At 38.7% G+C, this 20623-nt stretch carries 20 protein-coding genes, 1 riboswitch and 1 other annotated feature; of the genes, 7 read left to right on the forward strand and 13 right to left on the reverse strand.

Annotated features, from left to right (window positions below):
- Positions 1–28: 28 nt before the first annotated feature.
- Positions 29–2446 carry a leucine--tRNA ligase gene (gene leuS / locus AC6CHJ_RS10875; RefSeq protein ID WP_498288474.1) on the reverse strand — a complete coding sequence of 806 codons (2418 nt, stop codon included), beginning with the start codon at positions 2444–2446 and terminating at the stop codon, positions 29–31.
- Between the two features lie 52 nt (positions 2447–2498).
- Positions 2499–2712: a binding site (T-box leader), on the reverse strand.
- Between the two features lie 65 nt (positions 2713–2777).
- On the reverse strand, positions 2778–3965 hold the full coding sequence (locus AC6CHJ_RS10880) for an MDR family MFS transporter (protein WP_498288475.1): 1188 nt from the start codon (positions 3963–3965) through the stop codon (positions 2778–2780).
- 440 nt (positions 3966–4405) lie between these two features.
- Between AC6CHJ_RS10880 and mnmL the strand changes: the two genes are divergently transcribed.
- Together mnmL and mnmM are read left to right on the forward strand one after the other, a co-directional pair.
- Positions 4406–5377, forward strand: coding sequence for a tRNA modification radical SAM protein MnmL/YtqA (gene mnmL, locus AC6CHJ_RS10885; RefSeq protein WP_066789067.1), 972 nt, complete (start codon positions 4406–4408; stop codon positions 5375–5377).
- The gene (gene mnmM / locus AC6CHJ_RS10890) at positions 5374–5946 is read left to right on the forward strand and encodes a tRNA 5-(aminomethyl)-2-thiouridylate-methyltransferase MnmM (protein ID WP_150284845.1); all 573 of its coding nucleotides are present in this window, start codon (positions 5374–5376) and stop codon (positions 5944–5946) included. The genes mnmL and mnmM overlap by 4 nt, the downstream gene beginning before the upstream one ends.
- A 43-nt stretch (positions 5947–5989) precedes the next feature.
- On the opposite strand, the gene AC6CHJ_RS10895 is transcribed toward mnmM, so the two are convergent.
- A complete protein-coding gene (locus AC6CHJ_RS10895) occupies positions 5990–6658 on the reverse strand; it encodes a MerR family transcriptional regulator (RefSeq protein ID WP_066789073.1) in 669 nt (222 codons plus the stop codon).
- Positions 6659–6832: 174 nt separating this feature from the next.
- Between AC6CHJ_RS10895 and AC6CHJ_RS10900 the strand changes: the two genes are divergently transcribed.
- Positions 6833–7897, forward strand: coding sequence for a type III polyketide synthase (locus AC6CHJ_RS10900; RefSeq protein ID WP_150284847.1), 1065 nt, complete (start codon positions 6833–6835; stop codon positions 7895–7897).
- 4 nt (positions 7898–7901) lie between these two features.
- Entirely contained in the window at positions 7902–8423 is a 522-nt protein-coding gene (locus AC6CHJ_RS10905) for an isoprenylcysteine carboxyl methyltransferase family protein (protein ID WP_498288477.1), read from the forward strand.
- 17 nt (positions 8424–8440) lie between these two features.
- Here the strand turns inward: AC6CHJ_RS10905 and AC6CHJ_RS10910 are convergent, their stop codons facing one another.
- Positions 8441–9937, reverse strand: a complete 1497-nt coding sequence (locus tag AC6CHJ_RS10910; RefSeq protein WP_150284849.1) for an alanine/glycine:cation symporter family protein — start codon at positions 9935–9937, stop codon at positions 8441–8443.
- A 310-nt stretch (positions 9938–10247) separates the two neighbouring features.
- Entirely contained in the window at positions 10248–11048 is an 801-nt protein-coding gene (locus AC6CHJ_RS10915; protein ID WP_150284850.1) for an alpha/beta hydrolase, read from the reverse strand.
- A 239-nt stretch (positions 11049–11287) separates the two neighbouring features.
- Here AC6CHJ_RS10915 and AC6CHJ_RS10920 point away from each other — a divergent pair, with 239 nt between their 5' ends.
- The gene (locus tag AC6CHJ_RS10920) at positions 11288–11812 is read left to right on the forward strand and encodes a gamma carbonic anhydrase (RefSeq protein ID WP_066789085.1); all 525 of its coding nucleotides are present in this window, start codon (positions 11288–11290) and stop codon (positions 11810–11812) included.
- 43 nt (positions 11813–11855) lie between these two features.
- On the opposite strand, the gene AC6CHJ_RS10925 is transcribed toward AC6CHJ_RS10920, so the two are convergent.
- Both AC6CHJ_RS10925 and metK read right to left on the reverse strand, forming a co-directional pair.
- Positions 11856–12275, reverse strand: coding sequence for a YiaA/YiaB family inner membrane protein (locus AC6CHJ_RS10925; RefSeq protein WP_498288480.1), 420 nt, complete (start codon positions 12273–12275; stop codon positions 11856–11858).
- A gap of 251 nt (positions 12276–12526) precedes the next feature.
- The gene (metK, locus tag AC6CHJ_RS10930) at positions 12527–13720 is read right to left on the reverse strand and encodes a methionine adenosyltransferase (RefSeq protein ID WP_066789097.1); all 1194 of its coding nucleotides are present in this window, start codon (positions 13718–13720) and stop codon (positions 12527–12529) included.
- 247 nt (positions 13721–13967) lie between these two features.
- A riboswitch (SAM riboswitch) is annotated at positions 13968–14085 on the reverse strand.
- Positions 14086–14363: 278 nt separating this feature from the next.
- Between metK and pckA the strand changes: the two genes are divergently transcribed.
- Entirely contained in the window at positions 14364–15950 is a 1587-nt protein-coding gene (pckA, locus tag AC6CHJ_RS10935) for a phosphoenolpyruvate carboxykinase (ATP) (protein WP_066789099.1), read from the forward strand.
- Positions 15951–16043: 93 nt separating this feature from the next.
- Here the strand turns inward: pckA and AC6CHJ_RS10940 are convergent, their stop codons facing one another.
- Genes AC6CHJ_RS10940 through AC6CHJ_RS10955 form a run of 4 tightly spaced genes read right to left on the reverse strand, consistent with a single transcriptional unit; the run spans position 16044 to position 18110 of the window.
- Positions 16044–16499, reverse strand: coding sequence for a hypothetical protein (locus tag AC6CHJ_RS10940; protein ID WP_147196084.1), 456 nt, complete (start codon positions 16497–16499; stop codon positions 16044–16046).
- Positions 16500–16516: 17 nt separating this feature from the next.
- Positions 16517–17296: an alpha/beta hydrolase family protein gene (locus AC6CHJ_RS10945; RefSeq protein WP_498288482.1), complete on the reverse strand. Its 780-nt coding sequence runs from the start codon at positions 17294–17296 to the stop codon at positions 16517–16519.
- Positions 17280–17747, reverse strand: coding sequence for an RNA deprotection pyrophosphohydrolase (ytkD, locus tag AC6CHJ_RS10950; protein WP_249774620.1), 468 nt, complete (start codon positions 17745–17747; stop codon positions 17280–17282). Before ytkD ends, AC6CHJ_RS10945 begins: the two co-directional genes overlap by 17 nt.
- Before the next feature lie 51 nt (positions 17748–17798).
- Positions 17799–18110 (reverse strand): transposase, encoded by a 312-nt coding sequence (locus AC6CHJ_RS10955; protein WP_498288484.1) that lies wholly within the window; start codon positions 18108–18110, stop codon positions 17799–17801.
- 150 nt (positions 18111–18260) lie between these two features.
- Here AC6CHJ_RS10955 and AC6CHJ_RS10960 point away from each other — a divergent pair, with 150 nt between their 5' ends.
- Positions 18261–18578, forward strand: a complete 318-nt coding sequence (locus AC6CHJ_RS10960; RefSeq protein ID WP_147196090.1) for a hypothetical protein — start codon at positions 18261–18263, stop codon at positions 18576–18578.
- Between the two features lie 104 nt (positions 18579–18682).
- On the opposite strand, the gene AC6CHJ_RS10965 is transcribed toward AC6CHJ_RS10960, so the two are convergent.
- Entirely contained in the window at positions 18683–20107 is a 1425-nt protein-coding gene (locus AC6CHJ_RS10965; protein ID WP_392992622.1) for a UDP-N-acetylmuramoyl-L-alanyl-D-glutamate--2,6-diaminopimelate ligase, read from the reverse strand.
- Between the two features lie 107 nt (positions 20108–20214).
- On the reverse strand, positions 20215–20469 hold the full coding sequence (locus tag AC6CHJ_RS10970; RefSeq protein WP_066789114.1) for a GlsB/YeaQ/YmgE family stress response membrane protein: 255 nt from the start codon (positions 20467–20469) through the stop codon (positions 20215–20217).
- Positions 20470–20623 lie beyond the last annotated feature (154 nt).

A 20623-nucleotide genomic window follows, 5' to 3' on the forward strand; every position in this document is an offset into this window, starting at 1 on the left:
ACTAGGAAGAAGGTTTTTATTTCGCCAATTACTTCGCGACAATATTGACTAATTTGCCTGGCACAGCAATCACTTTCTTAATATCTTTGCCTGCCAATTGTTCTTGGACTTGATCATTTTCAAGCGCCGTTTTCTCTAATTCTTCACGTCCTGCATCTTTAGAAACCATCAATTTAGCACGAACTTTGCCATTGATTTGTACAACCACTTCAATCTCATCATCTTCTAATTTAGATGAATCGAATGTTGGCCATTCTTCATATGTGATGGTTTCGCTATGACCTAATTTTGCCCATAATTCTTCCGCTATATGCGGTGCAATTGGTGCAAGCATCTTAACAAATCCTTCTGCATACTCACGAGGCACCACATCAGCTTTGTAACATTCGTTAATGAATACCATCATTTGAGAAATAGAAGTATTAAAACGAATATGCTCGTTATTGTCCGTCACTTTTTGAACTGTTTGATGATACACTTTTTCTAAAGTTGTATCATTCGATGTTTTAATTTTTTCAGAAAGCTCGCTCGTTTCTTCGTTGATGAAGAGTCTCCATATACGATCTAGGAAGCGGCGTGCTCCATCTAAGCCATTCGTAGACCAAGGAATAGATGCTTCTAGTGGTCCCATGAACATTTCATAAAGTCTTAGTGTATCAGCTCCATGGCTTTCAATAATATCATCCGGATTGACAACATTACCTTTAGATTTAGACATTTTTTCATTACCTTCACCAAGAATCATCCCTTGGTTGAATAATTTTTGGAAAGGTTCTTTTGTTGGTACTACCCCTAAATCGTAAAGCACTTTATGCCAGAAACGTGCATACAACAAGTGTAGCACTGCATGTTCTTGGCCGCCGATATAAATATCGACAGGCAACCAGCGTTTCAATAACTCTGGGTCTGCCAATTGTTCGTTATTATGCGGGTCGATATAACGCAGGAAGTACCAGCTTGAACCTGCCCATTGAGGCATTGTATTCGTTTCACGTCGGCCTTTTTTACCTGTCTCAGGATCTACGACATTTACCCATTCATCAATATTGGCCAATGGCGATTCACCGGTACCTGATGGATGGATATCCTTTGTTTTCGGCAACACCAATGGTAAATCTTCTTCTTTTACTGTTGTAATGGTGCCATCTTCCCAATGAATGATTGGAATCGGCTCTCCCCAATAACGTTGGCGGGAGAATAACCAGTCGCGTAAACGGTACGAAACTTTTTTCTCGCCTACTTTATTTTCTTCAAGCCATGTAATTGCCTTTTGAATGCCTTCTTCTTTGTCTAATCCATTCAAGAAATCAGAGTTAATATGTTGGCCATCACCTGTAAAGGCTTCTTTAGAAACATCGCCACCTTCTAATACAGGAATGATTGGTAGGTTGAATTGTTTCGCAAATTCAAAGTCGCGTTCATCATGTGCTGGTACTGCCATAATCGCACCTGTACCATAGCTTGCTAGAACGTAATCTGCAATCCAAATCGGTATTTCTCGACCATTGATTGGGTTGATTGCATAGGCACCTGTAAATACGCCTGTTTTTTCTTTCGCTAAATCTGTACGTTCTAAATCAGACTTAACTTTGACTTTTTCTAGATATGCTTCTACAGCCTCGCGCTGTTCTTTAGTTGTAATTTCATCCACAAGTGCATGTTCAGGTGCAAGAACTGTATAAGTTGCACCAAATAGAGTATCAGGTCGTGTAGTAAATACACGGAACTGCTTATCTGAATTTTTAATAGAGAAGTCTACTTCAGCACCCTCAGAACGACCGATCCAGTGACGTTGCATATCTTTAATATTCTCTGGCCAATCCACATCTTCCAAATCATCAATTAAACGATCTGCATAGGCTGTGATCTTCAACATCCATTGTTTCATTGGACGTCGTTCTACAGGGTGTCCGCCGCGCTCAGACTTGCCATCAATTACTTCTTCATTCGCAAGTACTGTGCCAAGTGCTGGACACCAGTTGACTGCTACTTCATCGATATAAGCAAGACCTTTTTTATATAGCTGAATAAAGATCCATTGTGTCCATTTATAATAGTTTGGATCAGTCGTATTGATTTCGCGATCCCAGTCATAACTAAAGCCTAATTCTTGGATTTGGCGTCTAAATGTATCAATATTTTTTTGTGTGAACTCAGCTGGGTCATTTCCAGTGTCAAGAGCATATTGCTCTGCTGGAAGACCAAATGCGTCCCATCCCATTGGATGCAACACGTTGTAACCCTGCAGACGCTTAAAGCGTGAAAGGATATCTGTTGCTGTGTAACCTTCTGGGTGCCCTACATGCAAGCCTGCACCTGAGGGATATGGAAACATATCCAATGCATAAAACTTCGGCTTCGATTCTTCATTTGTTGTTTTAAAAGTTTTGTGGTCAGCCCAATACTTCTGCCATTTCTTTTCAATTTCTTGATGATTAAAATTCATTCTTGACCCTCCATACTCATATTCTTGAAAATAAAAAAACTCTCGTCCCTATAAAAGGGACGAGAGCCTATATCTCCCGCGGTACCACCCAAATTAGTGTAAAACACTCAACTTGATTCCTTAACGCGGATTAACGGCAATGGCTATCAATGGTTCACCATAGCGACTCCTGGGCGAGTTCAGTTGAATGATTTGCTGGCTTTCACCTACCGCCAACTCTCTAAAAAAATCAAGTGCAACCTACTATTCCCATTCGCTGTCATTACATATATTGAATCCTATTCTAATTCAATATACTGTAATTGACAAGAGATTTAACAAATTCAATGAATTATACCGTTTCTTTTTCCACTTTGTTTTTATTTTTTAACGGTCGATCATAAAGCATGTATGGGATAAAAGCAATGAGCAGAATCCCGATTAATACATAAAACGTAATCTTCATGCCATATTGGTCTGCTAGAACACCGCCTAAGAATGGACCAATCATTTTGCCTATAGCACTGAAACTATTGACCATACCTTGATAAAACCCTTCTCTTCCCTTAGGTGCTAACGTACTGGCAATTGTCGGTACAATCGGCCAAATAAACATTTCACCAAATGTTAAAATGATAATCGCCACTAAAAACATTTTAAATGTTCCCGCGAAGCTAACCACTACAAAGGAAATGACGAAAATAGCTAAACCAAGAAAAATTTGTTCCTTGAACCGTTCGCCCATTTTTTTAATAATCGGATTGATCAATGGTTGGCCCAGTACGATTAGCAAACCATTCGCTGTCCAAAGCAAGCTGTATTGGTTCAGAGAAATATGCAATGTTTGTGTATAAGATGAAATTGTTGTTGTCCATTGGGTATAGACGAGCCAACTAAGTAAGAAACCAATCCCCAAAATACTCAATGCGTAAAATGATGAACGATCTTTTACTTTTGAGCCTTCACTTATTACAGATGCAGGCGCAATGGCGTATTCTGTAGAAATCCCTTTATATGTGAATGCCACAAAGAAGAAGACGATATACATAGCTAGATTGGCAATAAATAAATAGTCAAAGCTATGCTTTGCAACAATACCTGCAAGAGCTGGGCCAAATGCTACCCCTAAATTTTGAGCGAGATAAATGGCATTAAATCCTTTTCTCCCGCCTTCTGGCCATGCTGTTCCGACCATAGCAAACATACTCGGAAATACAATCCCACCACTAAAACCTATCAATGTCAAAAACCACACATAATGCGGCCAGCCATGCCAAAACACAAGACACGTAAGGCCAATAATGGATATGATTGTTCCTATCATGATGGACTTAAAGCCGCCAAATTTGTCAAAGACATACCCGCCTAAAAGATTGCCTACTACACCAGCTGCAGCATTGGCCATCAGAACGAGCCCGGCTATTGTAAGCGACTGTCCGAGTTCATCATGCATATAAATCGTATTCATCGGCCATAAAAATGAGCTGCCGACAGTATTAATCAGCATACCGATGATTAATAACCAAACACTTCTAGGCATTCCAAGTCCCCCATTTATTTCGAATATCTAAGCAATAGTAACAAATCTTTGATCCTATTTACAACCATCTTTTCATATTTAAGCTCAAATATTAAACGACCGTTTCCATTGTCTTCTAGCAGGTCAATAATTATAGTTGCCAAGATATTCCCAAACCACTTTTTTTCGAGTTTTTTCTCTATTCAATCTCCTCCCTCTAAATAGAAGAATATTGTTTTTTCTATTCTATAGCATTTCACATAAAGTGAAAGTTCACGCGAGATAAGGTTTTTCCCATCTTTACTGAAATTTTATGGGCAGTTAAACCCCCCTCTTAAACTTCTTTGCTAAGCTTACGTTTTGAAGTAGAAGTCTTACTGAAAGTTAAAGCGAGATAAAAGAAATTTTTCCCCTTTGACGTTGTCATGTTAAAATAGATAGTTGAGGAGTGAAATTATACTATGACTGATATTAATTATACTGATTTCCCGTTTCCCTCTGATGGGAAACGTTATTATACATGGAATCGCTATTTGCGTGATGAATTTGGCTGCAAGGTATACAAGGTAGCGCTTGATGCAGGCTTTGATTGTCCTAATCGTGACGGCACTGTTGCATTTGGTGGATGTACTTTTTGCAGTGCAGCAGGCTCTGGTGACTTTGCCGGCGATCGTGTGGACCCTATTTCTGTTCAATTTGAAAAAATTAAAGAGAAAATGCAGCATAAGTGGAAAGACGGCAAAACTATGGCTTATTTCCAAGCTTATACGAACACACATGCACCGCTTCCTGTCCTAAAAGAAAAATTTGAAGCAGCTTTAGCATGTGAAGGTGTTATGGGATTAAGCATTGCAACACGTCCTGATTGTTTACCTGATGATGTCGTGGAATACTTGGCAGAATTGAATCAACGCACATACTTATGGGTCGAGCTTGGACTACAGACTGTGCATGATAAGACAGCCAATTTAATTAATCGTGCACATGATTATACGACATATGTGGAAGGTGTGGAGAAACTCCGCAAACATGGCATTCGTGTATGTACACACATCATCAATGGCCTACCTCTTGAAGATTATGACATGATGATGGAAACTGCCCGTGCAGTGGCGAAGCTAGATGTACAAGCAATCAAAATTCATTTACTTCACCTATTAAAGGGGACACCACTTGTAAAGCAATATGAAAAAGGTATGCTTGAGTTGATGGACAAGGATGCCTATATCAATCTTGTCGCAGATCAATTAGAAGTCATTCCGCCAGAAATGGTCGTACAGCGAATTACTGGTGATGGACCGATTGACTTAATGATTGGGCCTATGTGGTCTGTGAACAAATGGGAAGTATTAAATGGCATCGATGCTGAACTAGAACGTAGAGGAAGTTATCAAGGAAAGCATTATCAAAAAGAAGAAGTGGGAACACGATGAAACTTCAACGTGTACTGCAATACGCACAATTTCTTTTGAAAGAGACCGTTCATCCTGGTGACATAGTAGTGGATGCAACTGCAGGAAATGGCTATGATACGGCCTTTCTAGCACAGTTAGCCGGCAATGAGGGCCATGTCTATGCATTTGATGTCCAGCAACAAGCGATCTCTTCGACAGAAGAGCGCGTACGGGAAGCAGGCCTTGAAAATCGAGTTACAGCCATTTTAGATGGACATGAACATGTAGCAAAACATGTCTTAAAACCGGTTCAGGCAGCTATTTTCAATCTCGGCTACTTGCCAGGTAGTGATCATGAAATTATTACAACGCCTTCCACAACCTTAAAAGCCATCCAAGACTTACTACAGCTTTTAAAAGTCGGCGGCATGATTATTCTAGTTGTTTATCATGGACATCACGGTGGGAAAGAAGAACGAGATGCGCTGATAGAATATGTGAGTACATTGCCGCAAAAATATATCCACGTATTGAGATATGAGTTTATCAACCAAAAAAATGATCCGCCATTTATCATTGCTTTAGAAAAAGTGAAGCAAATGGCATAAGAAAAAGAGTTGTCCGTAAATCTATGGACAACTCTTTTTTCATTTACTTTCCAAAAAAGCGAGAAAGAATACTATTCTCTTGTACCCTTTGTTTTTTATCTTCCTCATTTTGTTCAATCTCCTGTGTATGCTGCCATACATTCAGTTTATTGAGCACAGCCATAATTGCACTGTTTTGCTGTTCAATACGGTCCATTTGGCGGTTATCATTTTGCCTTTTTTCAGTCAATGGCGCGAGCGATTCAACGACTTGCCTAAATTCCCTTTTCATGGAATCATTTTGCTCTGCCAACAATACATTTTGTTTTCGCTCTTCTTGAATCAATTGAATTAGCTGAGCGTTTTGGACTTCTACTCCATGGATATGCTCTGCCAATAGCTCCATCGCATGGCTCAATTCCTCATATCGCTGGATTTCCTCTTTTCGATCAATGACATCAGGATTGGCTACAGTAATGCTTACCTCTTGGATGTTAAAATTCGGGGCTACTACTACCTCTGCCGCTTCTTTAAGGGTTAATCCTTTATTTTTATGCAGTGAACTATATGCTTGCAATATTGCTACGTCTTGATCTGAAAACTTCCGATAATTTCGTCCGTCACGTTCTACTTGGTAACCGTAATCTTCTAATATTGAAATGTAATGCCGAATCGTCGATTTATTAATGCCAACGATTTGTGCAAAATTTGCCATTGTATATGTATGAGCCACAAAAACCCTCCTAACCTATTGTGACACCTTCTCAATTAACATTATTGTAGCATATTGTTATGTTTCTGTTAGACAGTGTGCATAGTTTTATAGAATTAATTTTAGGGAATACGTATTTTTCCAAATAGTAAATCGTACACTATTTTGATACGAGAAGAAAAAGGAGATCCTAAAATGCCCAAAATCCATGCAGTTAGTACACACTGCCCTCCCCACGCATTACCTCAAAATATGGCAGAGGAATTTATAAAAGAACTTTTTTCTGGGAAAATAGCCAAACTTGATCGTTATTTGAAAGTATTCAAAAATGGCGAAATACATAACCGCCAACTGGCTATGCCAATCGAATGGTATAAAGAAGAACACAGTTTTTCAGAAAGAAATGAATTATACGTAGAACTTGCTACAGAGTATACAGCGAAAGTAATCGAGGACTGTTTAGAAAGCGCATCAGTAGAAAAAGAAGCAGTCGATGCCATGATCTTCATATCAAGCACGGGCATTTCAACACCAAGTATTGAAGCACGCGTTATGAACCAGCTATCACTTCCCAATGATATAGTCCGCATTCCCATTTGGGGACTTGGATGCGGTGGTGGAGCTGCGGGGATTAGCCGAGCAAATGATTATTGCCTTGCACACCCTGATGCAGTAGTGCTTGTCGTATGCCTGGAGCTATGCAGCCTTACATTCCAGCCAGATGATTTGGATAAAAGCAATTTTATCGGGACATCTTTATTCGGTGACGGTGTAGCATGCGCTCTCGTTGCAGGTGACGAAGCATCACTTTCGTCAAAAGAAGCTTTACCTTCAATTAAAGGAAATGCTTCCCGTCTTATGCCTCATTCAGAAGATGTAATGGGGTGGCGAATCGAGGATAACGGCTTGCATGTTATTTTCTCTAAGAGTATCCCGCCAATTGTTGAAAATTGGTTTGCCCCTTTTGTGCATGACTTTTTAAATACTCATGATTCCAAGGCACAAGATCTCACACAATTTATTTTGCATCCTGGTGGCAAAAAGGTTCTTACAGCCTATGAAAAAGCTCTCAATCTGCCAAATGACTTGTTAGCACCTAGTTCTCATATTTTAAAACATCACGGCAATATGTCTTCTCCAACTGTTTTATATGTCTTGAAATATATTATGGAAAACAAGCCATCAAAAGGCGAAAAAGGTTTAATGGCATCACTTGGACCAGGTTTTAGCGGTGAACTTGTTTTATTGGAATGGGAGTGAATGTATGCTATTTATAATCGTATTTGCACTAATTTGCATTCAACGGCTAGTAGAACTCCGTGTGGCAAGAAATAATGAGCGTTATATGAAAAACCAAGGAGCAATTGAATTTGGGCAGGCACACTATAAATATATCGTGATGCTCCATGTCGCTTTTTTGGCTTCATTCTTCATCGAGTACATGGTAAAGGAATCTACATTGAGTCCCATATGGCCATGGCTACTTGCAGTATTTATCGTCCTTCAATTAGGTCGGATCTGGGCAATTAAATCGCTCGGTCACTTTTGGAACACAAAAATTATTGTATTGCCTAACGCTCAATTGGTAAAAAAGGGTCCCTATAAATGGATTCCTCATCCAAACTATGTCATCGTCGCCCTAGAAATTCTTGTCATTCCATTGATATTCCAAGCATATTTAACGGCTATTTTCTTCACCCTTTTAAACATGTTGATGATGTATGTACGAATTCCTGAAGAAGAGCGTGCGCTAAATAGCATTTATAAAAAACAAGAACAATATTAAACGAAAAAAACGAGAGCCTAAATGGCATCTCGTTTTTTATTATCTTTTGCATTCTTTTCTTTATTATATTCAACCCAAAAATCTGCATCTTTTATTCCTAAAGGAGTAGGATCGAATACTGGATCTTTGCCTTCTTTTTTCTGTCTTTCATAATCTTTCAAAGCCCTAATGGCCGGTTTCGCAACAATCAGGATACCAATCACATTAATCCAAACCATCAATCCAAGGCCTACATCTCCAAGAGCCCATGCTAGTGTTGACGCTTTGTATGAGCCATAGAAGTTGGCTGCTAAATACACAATACGTGTAATCCACATTGCTATGACTTGAGTTTTCCCTTTAAATAAGTACGCAATATTTGTCTCAGCAATATAGTAATACGCCATTGTAGTAGTAAAAGCAAAGAAGAACAAGGCTATTGCTACAAAACCTGATCCGAACCCAGGGAATGATTGGTCTACCGCAAATTGCGTATAGGCAGAACCTGCGGATACTTGATCAGCGATAGTACCTGATCCGAAGTCTCCTAAGAAGATAAATTTCTTTTTAGCTTCATCGAATACATTAAAGGTACCAGAAAATAGAACCATAAATGCTGTAGCAGAACAAACCAATAATGTATCGATATAAACAGAAGCAGCTTGAACTAGGCCTTGTTTAGCCGGATGAGAAACTTCCGCAGCAGCTGCCGCATGAGCTCCTGTACCTTGGCCAGCCTCATTAGAGAAGACGCCACGTTTTACTCCCCATGCAATCGCTGCTCCAAGCATACCGCCAAAAGCTGAATCGAATCCGAAAGCGTTTTCAAAGATAAGCTTTAATACATGTGGAATTTCACCAATATGCATACAAATAATAACAACAGCCATAATCATATACAAAATGGCCATGAATGGCACTACATATTGTGCTACAGTTGCAATGGCTTTAACTCCACCGATAACAATAACTGCTAATAGAACAGTCACAATCAATCCAGTTATCCACTGGCTAACACCAAAAGCATTATGCATAGCATCTGAAATAGCGTTTGTCTGAACACCAGGCATTAGGACGGCCATCGCCATCAATGCTGCAATGGCAAAAATAATACCAGCCCATTTTTTCCCTGTTCCCTTTTCAATATAGTAAGCAGGACCGCCACGATATTGATCATCTCGTTCTTCTTTATAAATTTGTGCTAGTGTTGACTCTACATATGCAGTAGCCGCTCCGATAAAAGCAATCATCCACATCCAAAATACAGCGCCAGGACCACCGAATGCTATGGCAGTAGCTGTACCTGCGATATTACCGGTACCTACACGTCCTGATAAGGCAATAGATAATGCCTGGAAGGATGAAATCCCCTTTTCCGATTTTTCCCCTTTGAACATTAATAAAACCATGTCTTTAATAAATCTTACCTGTGGAAACTTCATAATGATTGAAAAGACTAATCCAACAACCAATATGCCGTAAATCATCCACGGCCCCCACAAAATGTCATTTATTGCTGCAACAAAATCCCCCATAAAAAAACCCCTTTATAGTTTTCTTATAATTCAATATATTTTAAATATTGATAGATTGCAAACAAAATTTTCGAAATAATCTTTTTTTACTTTTCTACCATATAAATATATAATTTGTTTTGCTATTTCATTTCGACTCCTCCTCAACTCATTTAGTAGTAAGATTTACACATGATATGCCACCTAGAATCTGAATATGTGACAAAAAAAAGACATATGCAAATTTAAAGCATATGCCAAGATTTATATTTTTTTTGCTGTGGCTCAAAAGAATTTTACCTCTTAAAAACACACTTCCATTTAATTTAAATTAGATAATATACCCGATATTGCGTAAAGCATTAAACATAAAGGATTCCATATATTGATAGATATCTTCCCGTTCTGGTTCTTGATAAAGATCGTGATAGCAAGATTTCCACTCTTTATATTGGAATTCAGACGTTTCTTGTTGTGAAAGCCATTTTTTACTATAGGCTGGAGACACAATTTTGTCGCTGCCCCCATTCATTAGCAAGACCGGGATATCCGGAATTGTTTCTCTCTTTGTCCACAATGATTTCATAAACTGCTGCAGTTCTTTATACCACCCCACCGTAATGCCTGAAAAATAGTAGGGATCGTCCTTTTGTTCTTTATAAAATTCGTAACTGCGTGAAAGATTTTTGATTGGTATATCATGCTGTATCTTTAAATTCCCTGTTAATTTGCTAATCCCTGAAAGAGCATTAGAAAATTTTGATGGCTGATGTGTAAGGTGCAGCCATGGAGATGTTAGTATCATGCCTGCGCATTCGTATTTCCGTATTTGTATTAATTCCATTGCAAGGCTTGCGCCAAGGCCATGCCCCATTATAAAGATTGGTAAATTATAATTTATAGCAACCTCCATCATTTGTCGAATGAACTTTAGGTACTCTTTAAATCCTTCATCATGCGCTTTCTTTTTCCGGCTCACTTCGCCATGTCCAGGCAAATCACCTGTGATAACATGCATGCCAGATACACGTAGCTTTTCAATAAGCCATGGATATCTCCGATGATGTTCATATGCACTATGTATAAAAACAACAACAGCTTTCGCTTGTCCCTCTGCTTCCCATTTCCACATTCTATTCCGCTCCTCAATTCTTCACTTTTCCAGTATTAATAGCTACCAAAAATTGGAATGATATACTTCTTTATTTCGACCATCAATACCTGATAGGTTAGGTAACAATCAGAGATGATAAAATTCACTGATTGTCGTATCACTCTATTTTAACGTATTTTACAGATTTCAGTTTCCTTCCAATCTACCATTTGTTACGATATTAATAACATCATAGCTTGAAATGAGGCGAATTTTCGATGATTTACCCTTATCACGACAAAAAACCTAATATCGATCCTTCTGTTTTCATAGGAGATCATGTCGTTATCACTGGCGATGTGACAATTGGACCAGACTCATCTGTATTTTATAATACAGTGATTAGAGGTGATGTGTCCCCTACTATTATTGGAAGTAAAGTGAATGTACAAGATTTGTGCTGTTTACACCAAAGTCCCGGCCGACCGCTTGTCCTTGAAGATGAGGTAACAATTGGCCATCAAGTGACACTACATAGCTGTCATGTAAAAAAAGGTGCGCTTATAGGTATGGCATCCATTGTTTTAGACGGCGCAGAAATTGGCGAGGGAGCATTCATCGGGGCAGGAAGCCTTGTGACACAAGGCAAAGTAATACCTCCGAATACGATGGCTTTCGGACGACCAGCTAAAGTTGTACGGGAATTAACTGATGAAGATAAAAAAGACATGGTCCGCATTATCAACGAATATCATGAAAAGGGCCAATTCTATAAATCTGTCCAACAAAATTCAGAAAGATAATAAAAAGATGGCTTCTCTCAAAAGGGAGGCCATCTCTTTACTTTTATTCTTCTTGTTCCTCTCCATTGATGTTGCCTTTGAGTGACTTACCATATTGTCTGTCACGAATTTCCTTTGATAGCGCGAAAGAGGTGTATAAGACAAATATGATCCCTAACCAATAGTATCCCTTTTCGACAAGCTCCCATTCTGTATTCCAAACACTTATCATCCCTATTCCAAATGAAGCAATCGTTGATAAATAACAAAGGAGCAAATATTCATTTGTTACTTTAATTCCGTCGTGCCGATCGCGAATTGTCTTTACAAGTGAAAAAGCAGAAAAAGTAATCCACCCCAACAAAATAGTATAGAATCCTCGCTCAACAAGTTGCCAATCTGTATTCCAAATCGCAACTAAGACAAAACCAAAGCCGGTTAAAAAAGCAGCCCATGTGAGAAAAAAGAATTCATTTTTTTTCAACCATCTCTCCTCCTTGAACTTCTTATTAACTTATTCAAAGAGAGAAAAGGTTATGAACCGAAATTATATTCATCTCTGTGTGCACGGTTTTTATTTTGTCTTCATTTTATTTTTAAAGAATGGTTTGTTCACACCCTATTAAGAATAATGGAGAATAAAAACCAAAAACCCTATCACAAATGTGACAGGGTTCTCATAAGAATCAGCTTATCGCTTCAAGGAGGAAAAACCTCCATAGCATGAAATTCAATTTATTTAAACTTAGCTTTCAATTCTTCAGCTTTATCTGTATTTTCCCAAGGTACATTTAAATCAACACGACCGAAGTGCCCATAAGCCGCTGTTTGTTTATAGATTGGACGGCGAAGATCAAGCATTTTAATAATGCCTGCAGGACGCAAATCAAATGTCTCACGCACGGCTTCTACTAATTCGCTTTCTGTGACCTTTCCTGTACCAAATGTGTCTACAGAGATAGAAACTGGCTGAGCTACACCGATCGCATATGCTAATTGAACTTCTGCGCGCTCTGCTAAGCCTGCAGCTACAATATTTTTAGCTACATAACGTGCTGCATATGCTCCAGATCGGTCCACTTTTGTTGCATCTTTCCCTGAGAATGCACCGCCGCCATGACGCGCATATCCACCGTATGTGTCAACGATGATTTTGCGTCCTGTAAGACCTGCATCCCCTTTTGGTCCACCTATTACAAAGCGGCCTGTTGGGTTAATGAAGTATTTTGTGTTTTCATCCAGTAATTCAGCTGGCACTACATTATTGATTACTGTTGATTTAAGATCTTGTTGAATTTGTTCTAATGTTACATCTTCATCATGTTGAGTTGAGATAACAATTGTATCCACACGTACTGGATGGTTGTTTTCATCATACTCAATTGTTACTTGTGTTTTTCCATCCGGACGCAAGTATGCAAGTTGACCTGTCTTGCGAACCTCTGTTAAACGACGTGCCAATTTGTGCGCTAAGCTGATTGGAAGCGGCATTAACTCAGGTGTTTCATTGCAAGCATAGCCGAACATCAACCCTTGGTCCCCTGCACCAATTGCTTCGATATCTGCATCTGACATTTTTCCTTCACGAGCTTCCAGTGCTTGGTCTACACCTTGTGCAATATCAGGTGATTGTTCGCCAATTGCTACAAGTACTGCTAGGTTTTCTGCATCGAAACCGTATTTACCGCGTGTGTAACCAATTTCAGCTACTGTATCTCTTACAATTCCTTTGATGTCAACGTATGTTGAGGTCGTCACTTCTCCTGCAACAAGGACAAGGCCTGTTGTGACAGTTGTTTCACATGCAACTCGCGCATTCGGGTCTTTTGCAATAATGGCATCTAAAATGGCATCCGAAATTTGGTCACAAATTTTATCTGGATGTCCTTCTGTTACGCTTTCTGAAGTAAATAATCTTCTGTTAGTCATTTGGTTGGTTTCCTCCTAAATCAACGAGATCCTCTCGAAAGTGATACGGTACTCATTACCCATGTCCGTTTAAATGGATTAAACGCCAAGCTTTAGCTGCTTTTTAAACACGAGGATATAGAAAGTGCCCTTACATACATGCTATATATTAATATGAAACAAAATCAATTTGCCTCAATTTTTACACAAAAAAACCTTTCGCTCATTCGCACAATGAGGAAAGGATATGTTTCGTAAGCACCTTTCACTCTTATCGTTCAAGGAATATTCCTTGCATCAGATTAGCACCAGCGCATTTACCACTTGATAAAATGCAGGTTGCCGGGTTTCTTAGGGCCTGACCCTCCACCAGCTCGGGATAAGAGTATCCGTTCTATAGCATATAGTAAGCGAATTGAACAAGAAAGTCAAATTTTCGATAAAAAATAAAGAAAAAAGTTGATTTTTGATGAATTTTGTTGTGTGATGTAGTTAAGCGTTTTCGTAAAGTAAATTAATGAATTAATTTATATAGAAAACTTTTAAAAAATAACGAGTTATTAGTATAGACTAATACGCTTAATGTGTTATACTAATTCTCGAAATGATTAATACTCACCCACTTAGCAAGGGTAATAATATAAAAAGGATGGTACGTACACAGATGAATTCAGTAGAAATTGCGAATGAACTGAATGATTTATTACAAGGGCGCAATATTTTAGAACAGCTTTCAGTTCCACAATTAGTGGAAAAAGCAACTTCACGTGGAGAAGCAATCTTAACGGTAGATGGTGCTGTTCGCGCAGTAACTGGCAAATATACAGGACGTTCTCCTAAAGATAAATTTATGGTAGAAGAAGAATCCTCTAAAGACAAAATTGATTGGGGTAAAATCAATCAACCTATTTCTTCAGAAGTTTTCGATTCATTATATACGAAAGTAGTAGACTATTTAAAAGAAAAAGAAGAAATTTTTGTTTTCAAAGGATTTGCGGGTGCTGACCCTTCATCCCGTCTTGGCATTCGTGTTGTGAACGAATTCGCATGGCATAATTTATTTGCACATCAATTATTCATCCGCCCTACAGCTGAAGAATTAGAAGAACATGAAGCAGATTTCACTATTGTTTCTGCTCCTACCTTTAAAGCTGATCCAGCAGTAGACGGAACATCTTCTGAAACATTCATTCTCGTATCTCTAGAAAAACGCATTATTTTAATCGGCGGCACAGAATATGCTGGCGAAATGAAAAAATCAATCTTCGGCATTATGAATTACCTATTACCACAACAAGGTATTCTGTCTATGCACTGCTCTGCAAATGTTGGTGAATCAGGCGATGTAGCATTATTCTTCGGCCTATCCGGTACAGGTAAAACGACTTTATCTGCTGACAGCAATCGCAAATTAATTGGTGATGATGAGCACGGCTGGTCAGACAATGGAGTATTCAATATAGAAGGAGGCTGCTACGCGAAAACAGTCAACCTTTCTGCTGAAAAAGAACCAGAAATCTATAATGCTATCAAATTTGGCACAGTGCTTGAGAATGTAACAATCGATCCAGAAACACGCATACCTGACTATGATGATACTACATTAACTCAAAATACACGTGCTGCATACCCAATCCAAAATATCGAAAATATTGCAAGTCCATCTGTTGGTGGTCACCCTAAAACAATTATTTTCTTAACAGCTGATGCGTTTGGCGTATTGCCTCCAATCAGTAAATTAACGAAAGAGCAAGCGATGTATCATTTCTTATCTGGCTTCACTTCCAAAATTCCTGGAACAGAACGCGGTGTCGTAGAACCAGAACCAGTATTCTCTACATGCTTTGGCGCTCCATTCTTCCCACTACATGCTTCTGTATACGCAGAAATGTTGGGTGAGAAAATCGATGCTCATGAAGCTAATGTATTCTTAGTTAATACAGGCTGGACTGGCGGCAGCTATGGTGAAGGCAGCCGTATGAAACTTTCTTATACTCGTACAATGGTTCGCGCTGCAATCGACGGCAAGCTAGACAATGTATTCACAGAGCAAGATCCATTCTTTGGTCTATCTATGCCTACACAAATCGAAGGCGTGCCAACAGAAGTTTTAAATCCGCGTAATGCATGGGCGGATAAAGATGCTTATGATCAAAAAGCTAAAGAACTTGCTGGCATGTTCCATGAAAACTTTAAAAAATTCGGCGTCATTTCAAAAGATATTTCTGAAAAAGGCGCGCCAATCGTTTAATTGCTACAACTTATCGCTTACAACCTATAAGTAAATCCAAATCGCAAAAAAATCCCCGACAGGCCAAAAGGCTAGCCGGGGATTTTTGGTTTTTTAATCTGTGTCATCTGGAAAAAATTCTGCTTCTGTATCGTATTTCTTAAACATCTCAAGAATAGGTTCGGCATCTTCTCTCGTTAGTTGATTAAAGAAAATCTCTTCTGCATAATTTCTTATTTCTATGCCTTCTATTCCATGATCATCATGGAACAGAATAGAAAACCATTTTAACTGTTCTTTTGAATCGGCTGAGTGGTGAATAAAATAATCTCTTATTTTATCATTTAAGGTGACACGCTGAATTTTTACTAAGCCTTCATCCTGTGAACTAAAACTGAATTGTTCCAGTTCTTGAATTGCCTTGCTTTCTTCCTTCCAATTTTGCACCTGCAGCTCATTATAGGGTCCAGAATAAGCCTCCCATAATTCCTGCCAGAAAGGATAGCGTTTTTTAAACGGCAAGGTATCACTTTTATGCCTTACATCATTTGTCGCTTTAAGATAACCCATCTTTTCACCTACTTATTTTATTGTAGTTTCATCCATTGGCATGCCCCTCGGAGGACATTGCGATTGGCTACACCAGGGAAGTAATGAGTGAATTCGGGATAATACCAGGTTTCAACTCTTTTATTTAATTCCTTTAAGCGCTCTTCAAGTAGTTCAGCATGCTTAAAACTCACATTGTCATCTTTCATCCCATGAATAATTAAGACAGAAGCATTAATTTCTTTTATTCGGTCTAACGGCGTCCGCTCTTCATATGCAGCTGGATTGGTCATAGGAGAACCTCCGAATACGCGTTTCATCATCCGACGCATATCAACCCGTTCTTCGTATGTGTACTCAATGTTAGAGACGCCTCCCCATGTAACAATGGACGTGATGTCATTTCGAATAATACCAGTCCAAAGAGCCATAAGCCCACCTCTAGAAAATGCGAACAAATGAATTCTCTCACTGTCACAGAAACGCTTCAGCACTTCGATAGCATTTACTGCATCAAAGCGGTCTTCGCCAGCAAACATATCCTTTCCTTCACCACCGCGTACACCTCTATAATACGGCGCGAATACGACAAAGCCATTTGCCGCAAGCTGTGTAATGCGAGCAGGACGTACCATCCCTACATTTTGAATCCCACCTCGCAAATATAGGATTCCTTCACTCTTTGGATTTTGTATAGGCGTAGCAAGAAGCCCTTTCACTTTTAAACCTTCCGACCAATATGTAATCTCGGCAAGTTTGACATTTGGATTGGGCGATGGATAATCCCTCATGTAATGGATATCACCATTGATATTCACGTTCACTCACCTTCTCTAACATTTTTTTCATCCCTGCATCTTTCATATAAAAACTTAGATTGTTACAGTGATCTAATTCTTCATCATCCAACAGACATGTGCCAGCTGTTTCTTTATACTGGTGATTTTGTTCGATTGCTTGGACAGAGGCTATAAATACCGCCTTCGTAAAAGGCCTTTCTGCGTGAACTATATAAGTGGCAAACCAAACTATATCTGAGAGCACGGCCCCTGTTTCTTCATATACTTCCCTTCTTGCCGCATCTTCTAACATTTCCCCCTTCTCTACCTTACCGCCCGGAAATTCAAGACCGCGAAGAGGGTGCTCGGTCAACAACCATTTCCCTTTATATTTCGCTAATACCAACACATGTTGAGGTTTTATGGAAAAAGAATTCTTTTTAAAAGAGAGTTCACAACCAAAGCCATTTAAATCTGTATATGTAAACATACCTTCGCTCACTCCTTGTTTTTATAAGTGTAACGAAGGTAAATCAATCCATCAACTGTAATAAGGCATTCCTTCAATAAATTTCTTAGTCTCTTCATCGCCGTATTCATGAATGATGGCATAAACTTTAGCCAACCGTTTATCTACTTCATTGTTTTGTGCATCAAGATGATAAGGAACAGCTGGAAGGTGTGCACGCCACATACCACTTGCTTCCCATCCTTGCATTTGTCTAAAAAGTAAATCAAGTACCTTTAACATTTCAGTATTCGTATTTATTTGGAATTCCCAAGGTGCTAGGTCTGGAGAAAAATTATAATATTTATGCATTACTGACACATAGGCATCTACTTGTTCTGACATGATGTAATCCTCCTTTATTTGATTGGCCACATTTTTTATAGCATGGTTGTGTTTTATTTTTTTATACGAGGATTAGGCATTTAAAACGTTTCTTGTCTTTCAACTTGCATATTATATAAGGAAACGGAAAATTCAGAAAGTGGTGAGACTATGCATCTATTCACTGGTGTCTTCTTAGCTGGTCTTCTTATTGGTCTATTTCTTGATGCGCTCACACTTATATTCTCTCCTCGTTCTAAACATGCAGTGCGAATGACAGTATTATTTATCATATCGATTTTTCTTTTTATTGTAAGTTTATTTATGAGCAGCACGCTCGGAACCATGATTGGCTTTTTAAGCCTTGGTATTTATACGACAGCCCTTTTATTAGCCTTATTCGGTATATGCAGGATATGGAGAATGAGAACCTATTATGGGATAGTCATATTCGTCGTCTGCTGGTTTATTCTTTCTTTATTCAGATAAAAAGTGGTACCAAATAAAAAATATTTAAAACCCCACAACCGGCAATTGTGGGGCATTTATATGAAATCTCCAACAATTGGGGGAGATGTGTTTTGAGAGTACACTTATTGTTCAACAAGAAAATTTACAGTATCAATATCTGAACTCGTCGGCAATTCAAAGTCTTGCTGGTACATCTCAGCTCCCTTTCCAGTAATAAATACCCAATCATTTGCATCTGCTTCATCTATGGCTTTTTGTATTGCAAGGGTGCGGTCAGGAATAATCAGGCATCCATCATTCACTTGCTCTAATGCTTCTTTCATCTCTTCCTGGCTCAGATCATTTAAATCATCGAAGGTAAGAATTTGTACATCGCTATTACTTTTGGAGTTTTGGATCATGTCCTTACGTTTTGTTGTATCTCGATTTCCTCGGAAACCAAAGACATGGAATATACGGTTTGCCCCTTCTTCTTTCGCTGTCTCTAAACAATAATTGAAGGCATCTGCTGTATGTGCATAATCAACGACGATAGTGGTACCTTTTGGGTGGGTGATTTTTTCAAAGCGTCCTGGAACTCCTGAAAAGCTCTCCAGTGCTTGAATAATTTCTTGGGGAGGAATACCGATCTCACTTGCCGTTAAAAACGCTAGCGCAGCATTTAATATATTATGTTTGCCCTCAATTTGAAGGTGAAGTGTGTGAATAGAATTCTTTTGTAATGCGAAGGTTCCTTTTCGGGTTTGGATGGATGTAAGGTGAAGGTCATGATGGGGTTTATCCCCCATTGAATAGAATGTGGAATTATTCTTTAATAAACGGTTTGCTAATATCTCGCCATATCGATCTCCCCGATTAATGATTGCTCTGCCAGTAGGTTTCATTTGGTCAAATAAACGTGCTTTTACAGAAAAATAATCATCAATGGTTTTATGGAAATCTAAATGATCATGGTCTAAGTTTGTAAATAAACAATAATCAAATTCAACACCGGTAACACGATGCTGGGCAATTCCATGTGAAGAAACTTCCATCAAGATATATTCATCCCGGCTTGCATTTAATTGTTTATTCAGCTGTAGCGGGCATGGTGTGGTATTGGCAGAATTGCATACTTTGCCGTTGATTTCATTTTGTACAGTACCAAATAAAGCACATTTATTTCCTGTGCTCTCTAAGATATGCTTTAACATATAAGAGGTGGTAGTTTTACCATTTGTTCCGGTAATCCCAATCATTGTTTTCCTTTTTGATGGGTGATTATAAAAAGTACAAGCTAATTGGGCCAACGCTGAGCGTCCATTTTCTATTTGAAAATAAGGTACCGTAACATGGTCTAATTTTTTCTCCCCCACAACAGCTATGGCACCAGCTGCAATTGCATTGTCAATATATTGATGCCCATCCGTTTGGTATCCTTGTATAGCCACAAAGAGTTCATTTGGTAGAGTTTCTTTGGAATTCGTGGAAATCCCTTTAATCTCTATCTCCCCATGCTGTTCATCTATTTCGCAAGCCAGGCATGAGATTAGTTCCTTTAATTTCATTTTCTCACCTCTTAAAGCATTGCAACGAATTATGCTTATCATGGCCGTAACTCGGGCTTCTATACAAAATAAAAGCGCAAATCCAAAAGGATTTGCGCTTTTACCTGTTATTTTCTTCTCATTGCTTTCATAATTAGGCTGACAATAAAGATTAAAATGATTGCACCTAATAGAGCCGGAATAATATAGAAATCACTTACTTTTGGTCCCCATTCACCTAATAAGTTACCACCAATCCATGCACCAATAATACCAGCAATAATGTTACCGATAATACCGCCTGGAATATCTTTACCTAAGATTAGACCTGCTAACCAACCTAGGATACCTCCGATAATTAAAAACCAAATAAAACTTAACATGATATCAACTTCCTTTCTTTCTTTCTGTTTGTTTGGCTCTGCTTATATATTCCCCGATAGAATGAAATTAAACTCCTTTTTTAAAAATAGTTATATACCAAGCGCTTGCTTTTACTATTTTCTTAAAGGAAGATTACTATTTTTTTTAGAGCAG

The sequence above is a fragment of the Rummeliibacillus sp. GQ308 genome, assembly GCF_059759115.1.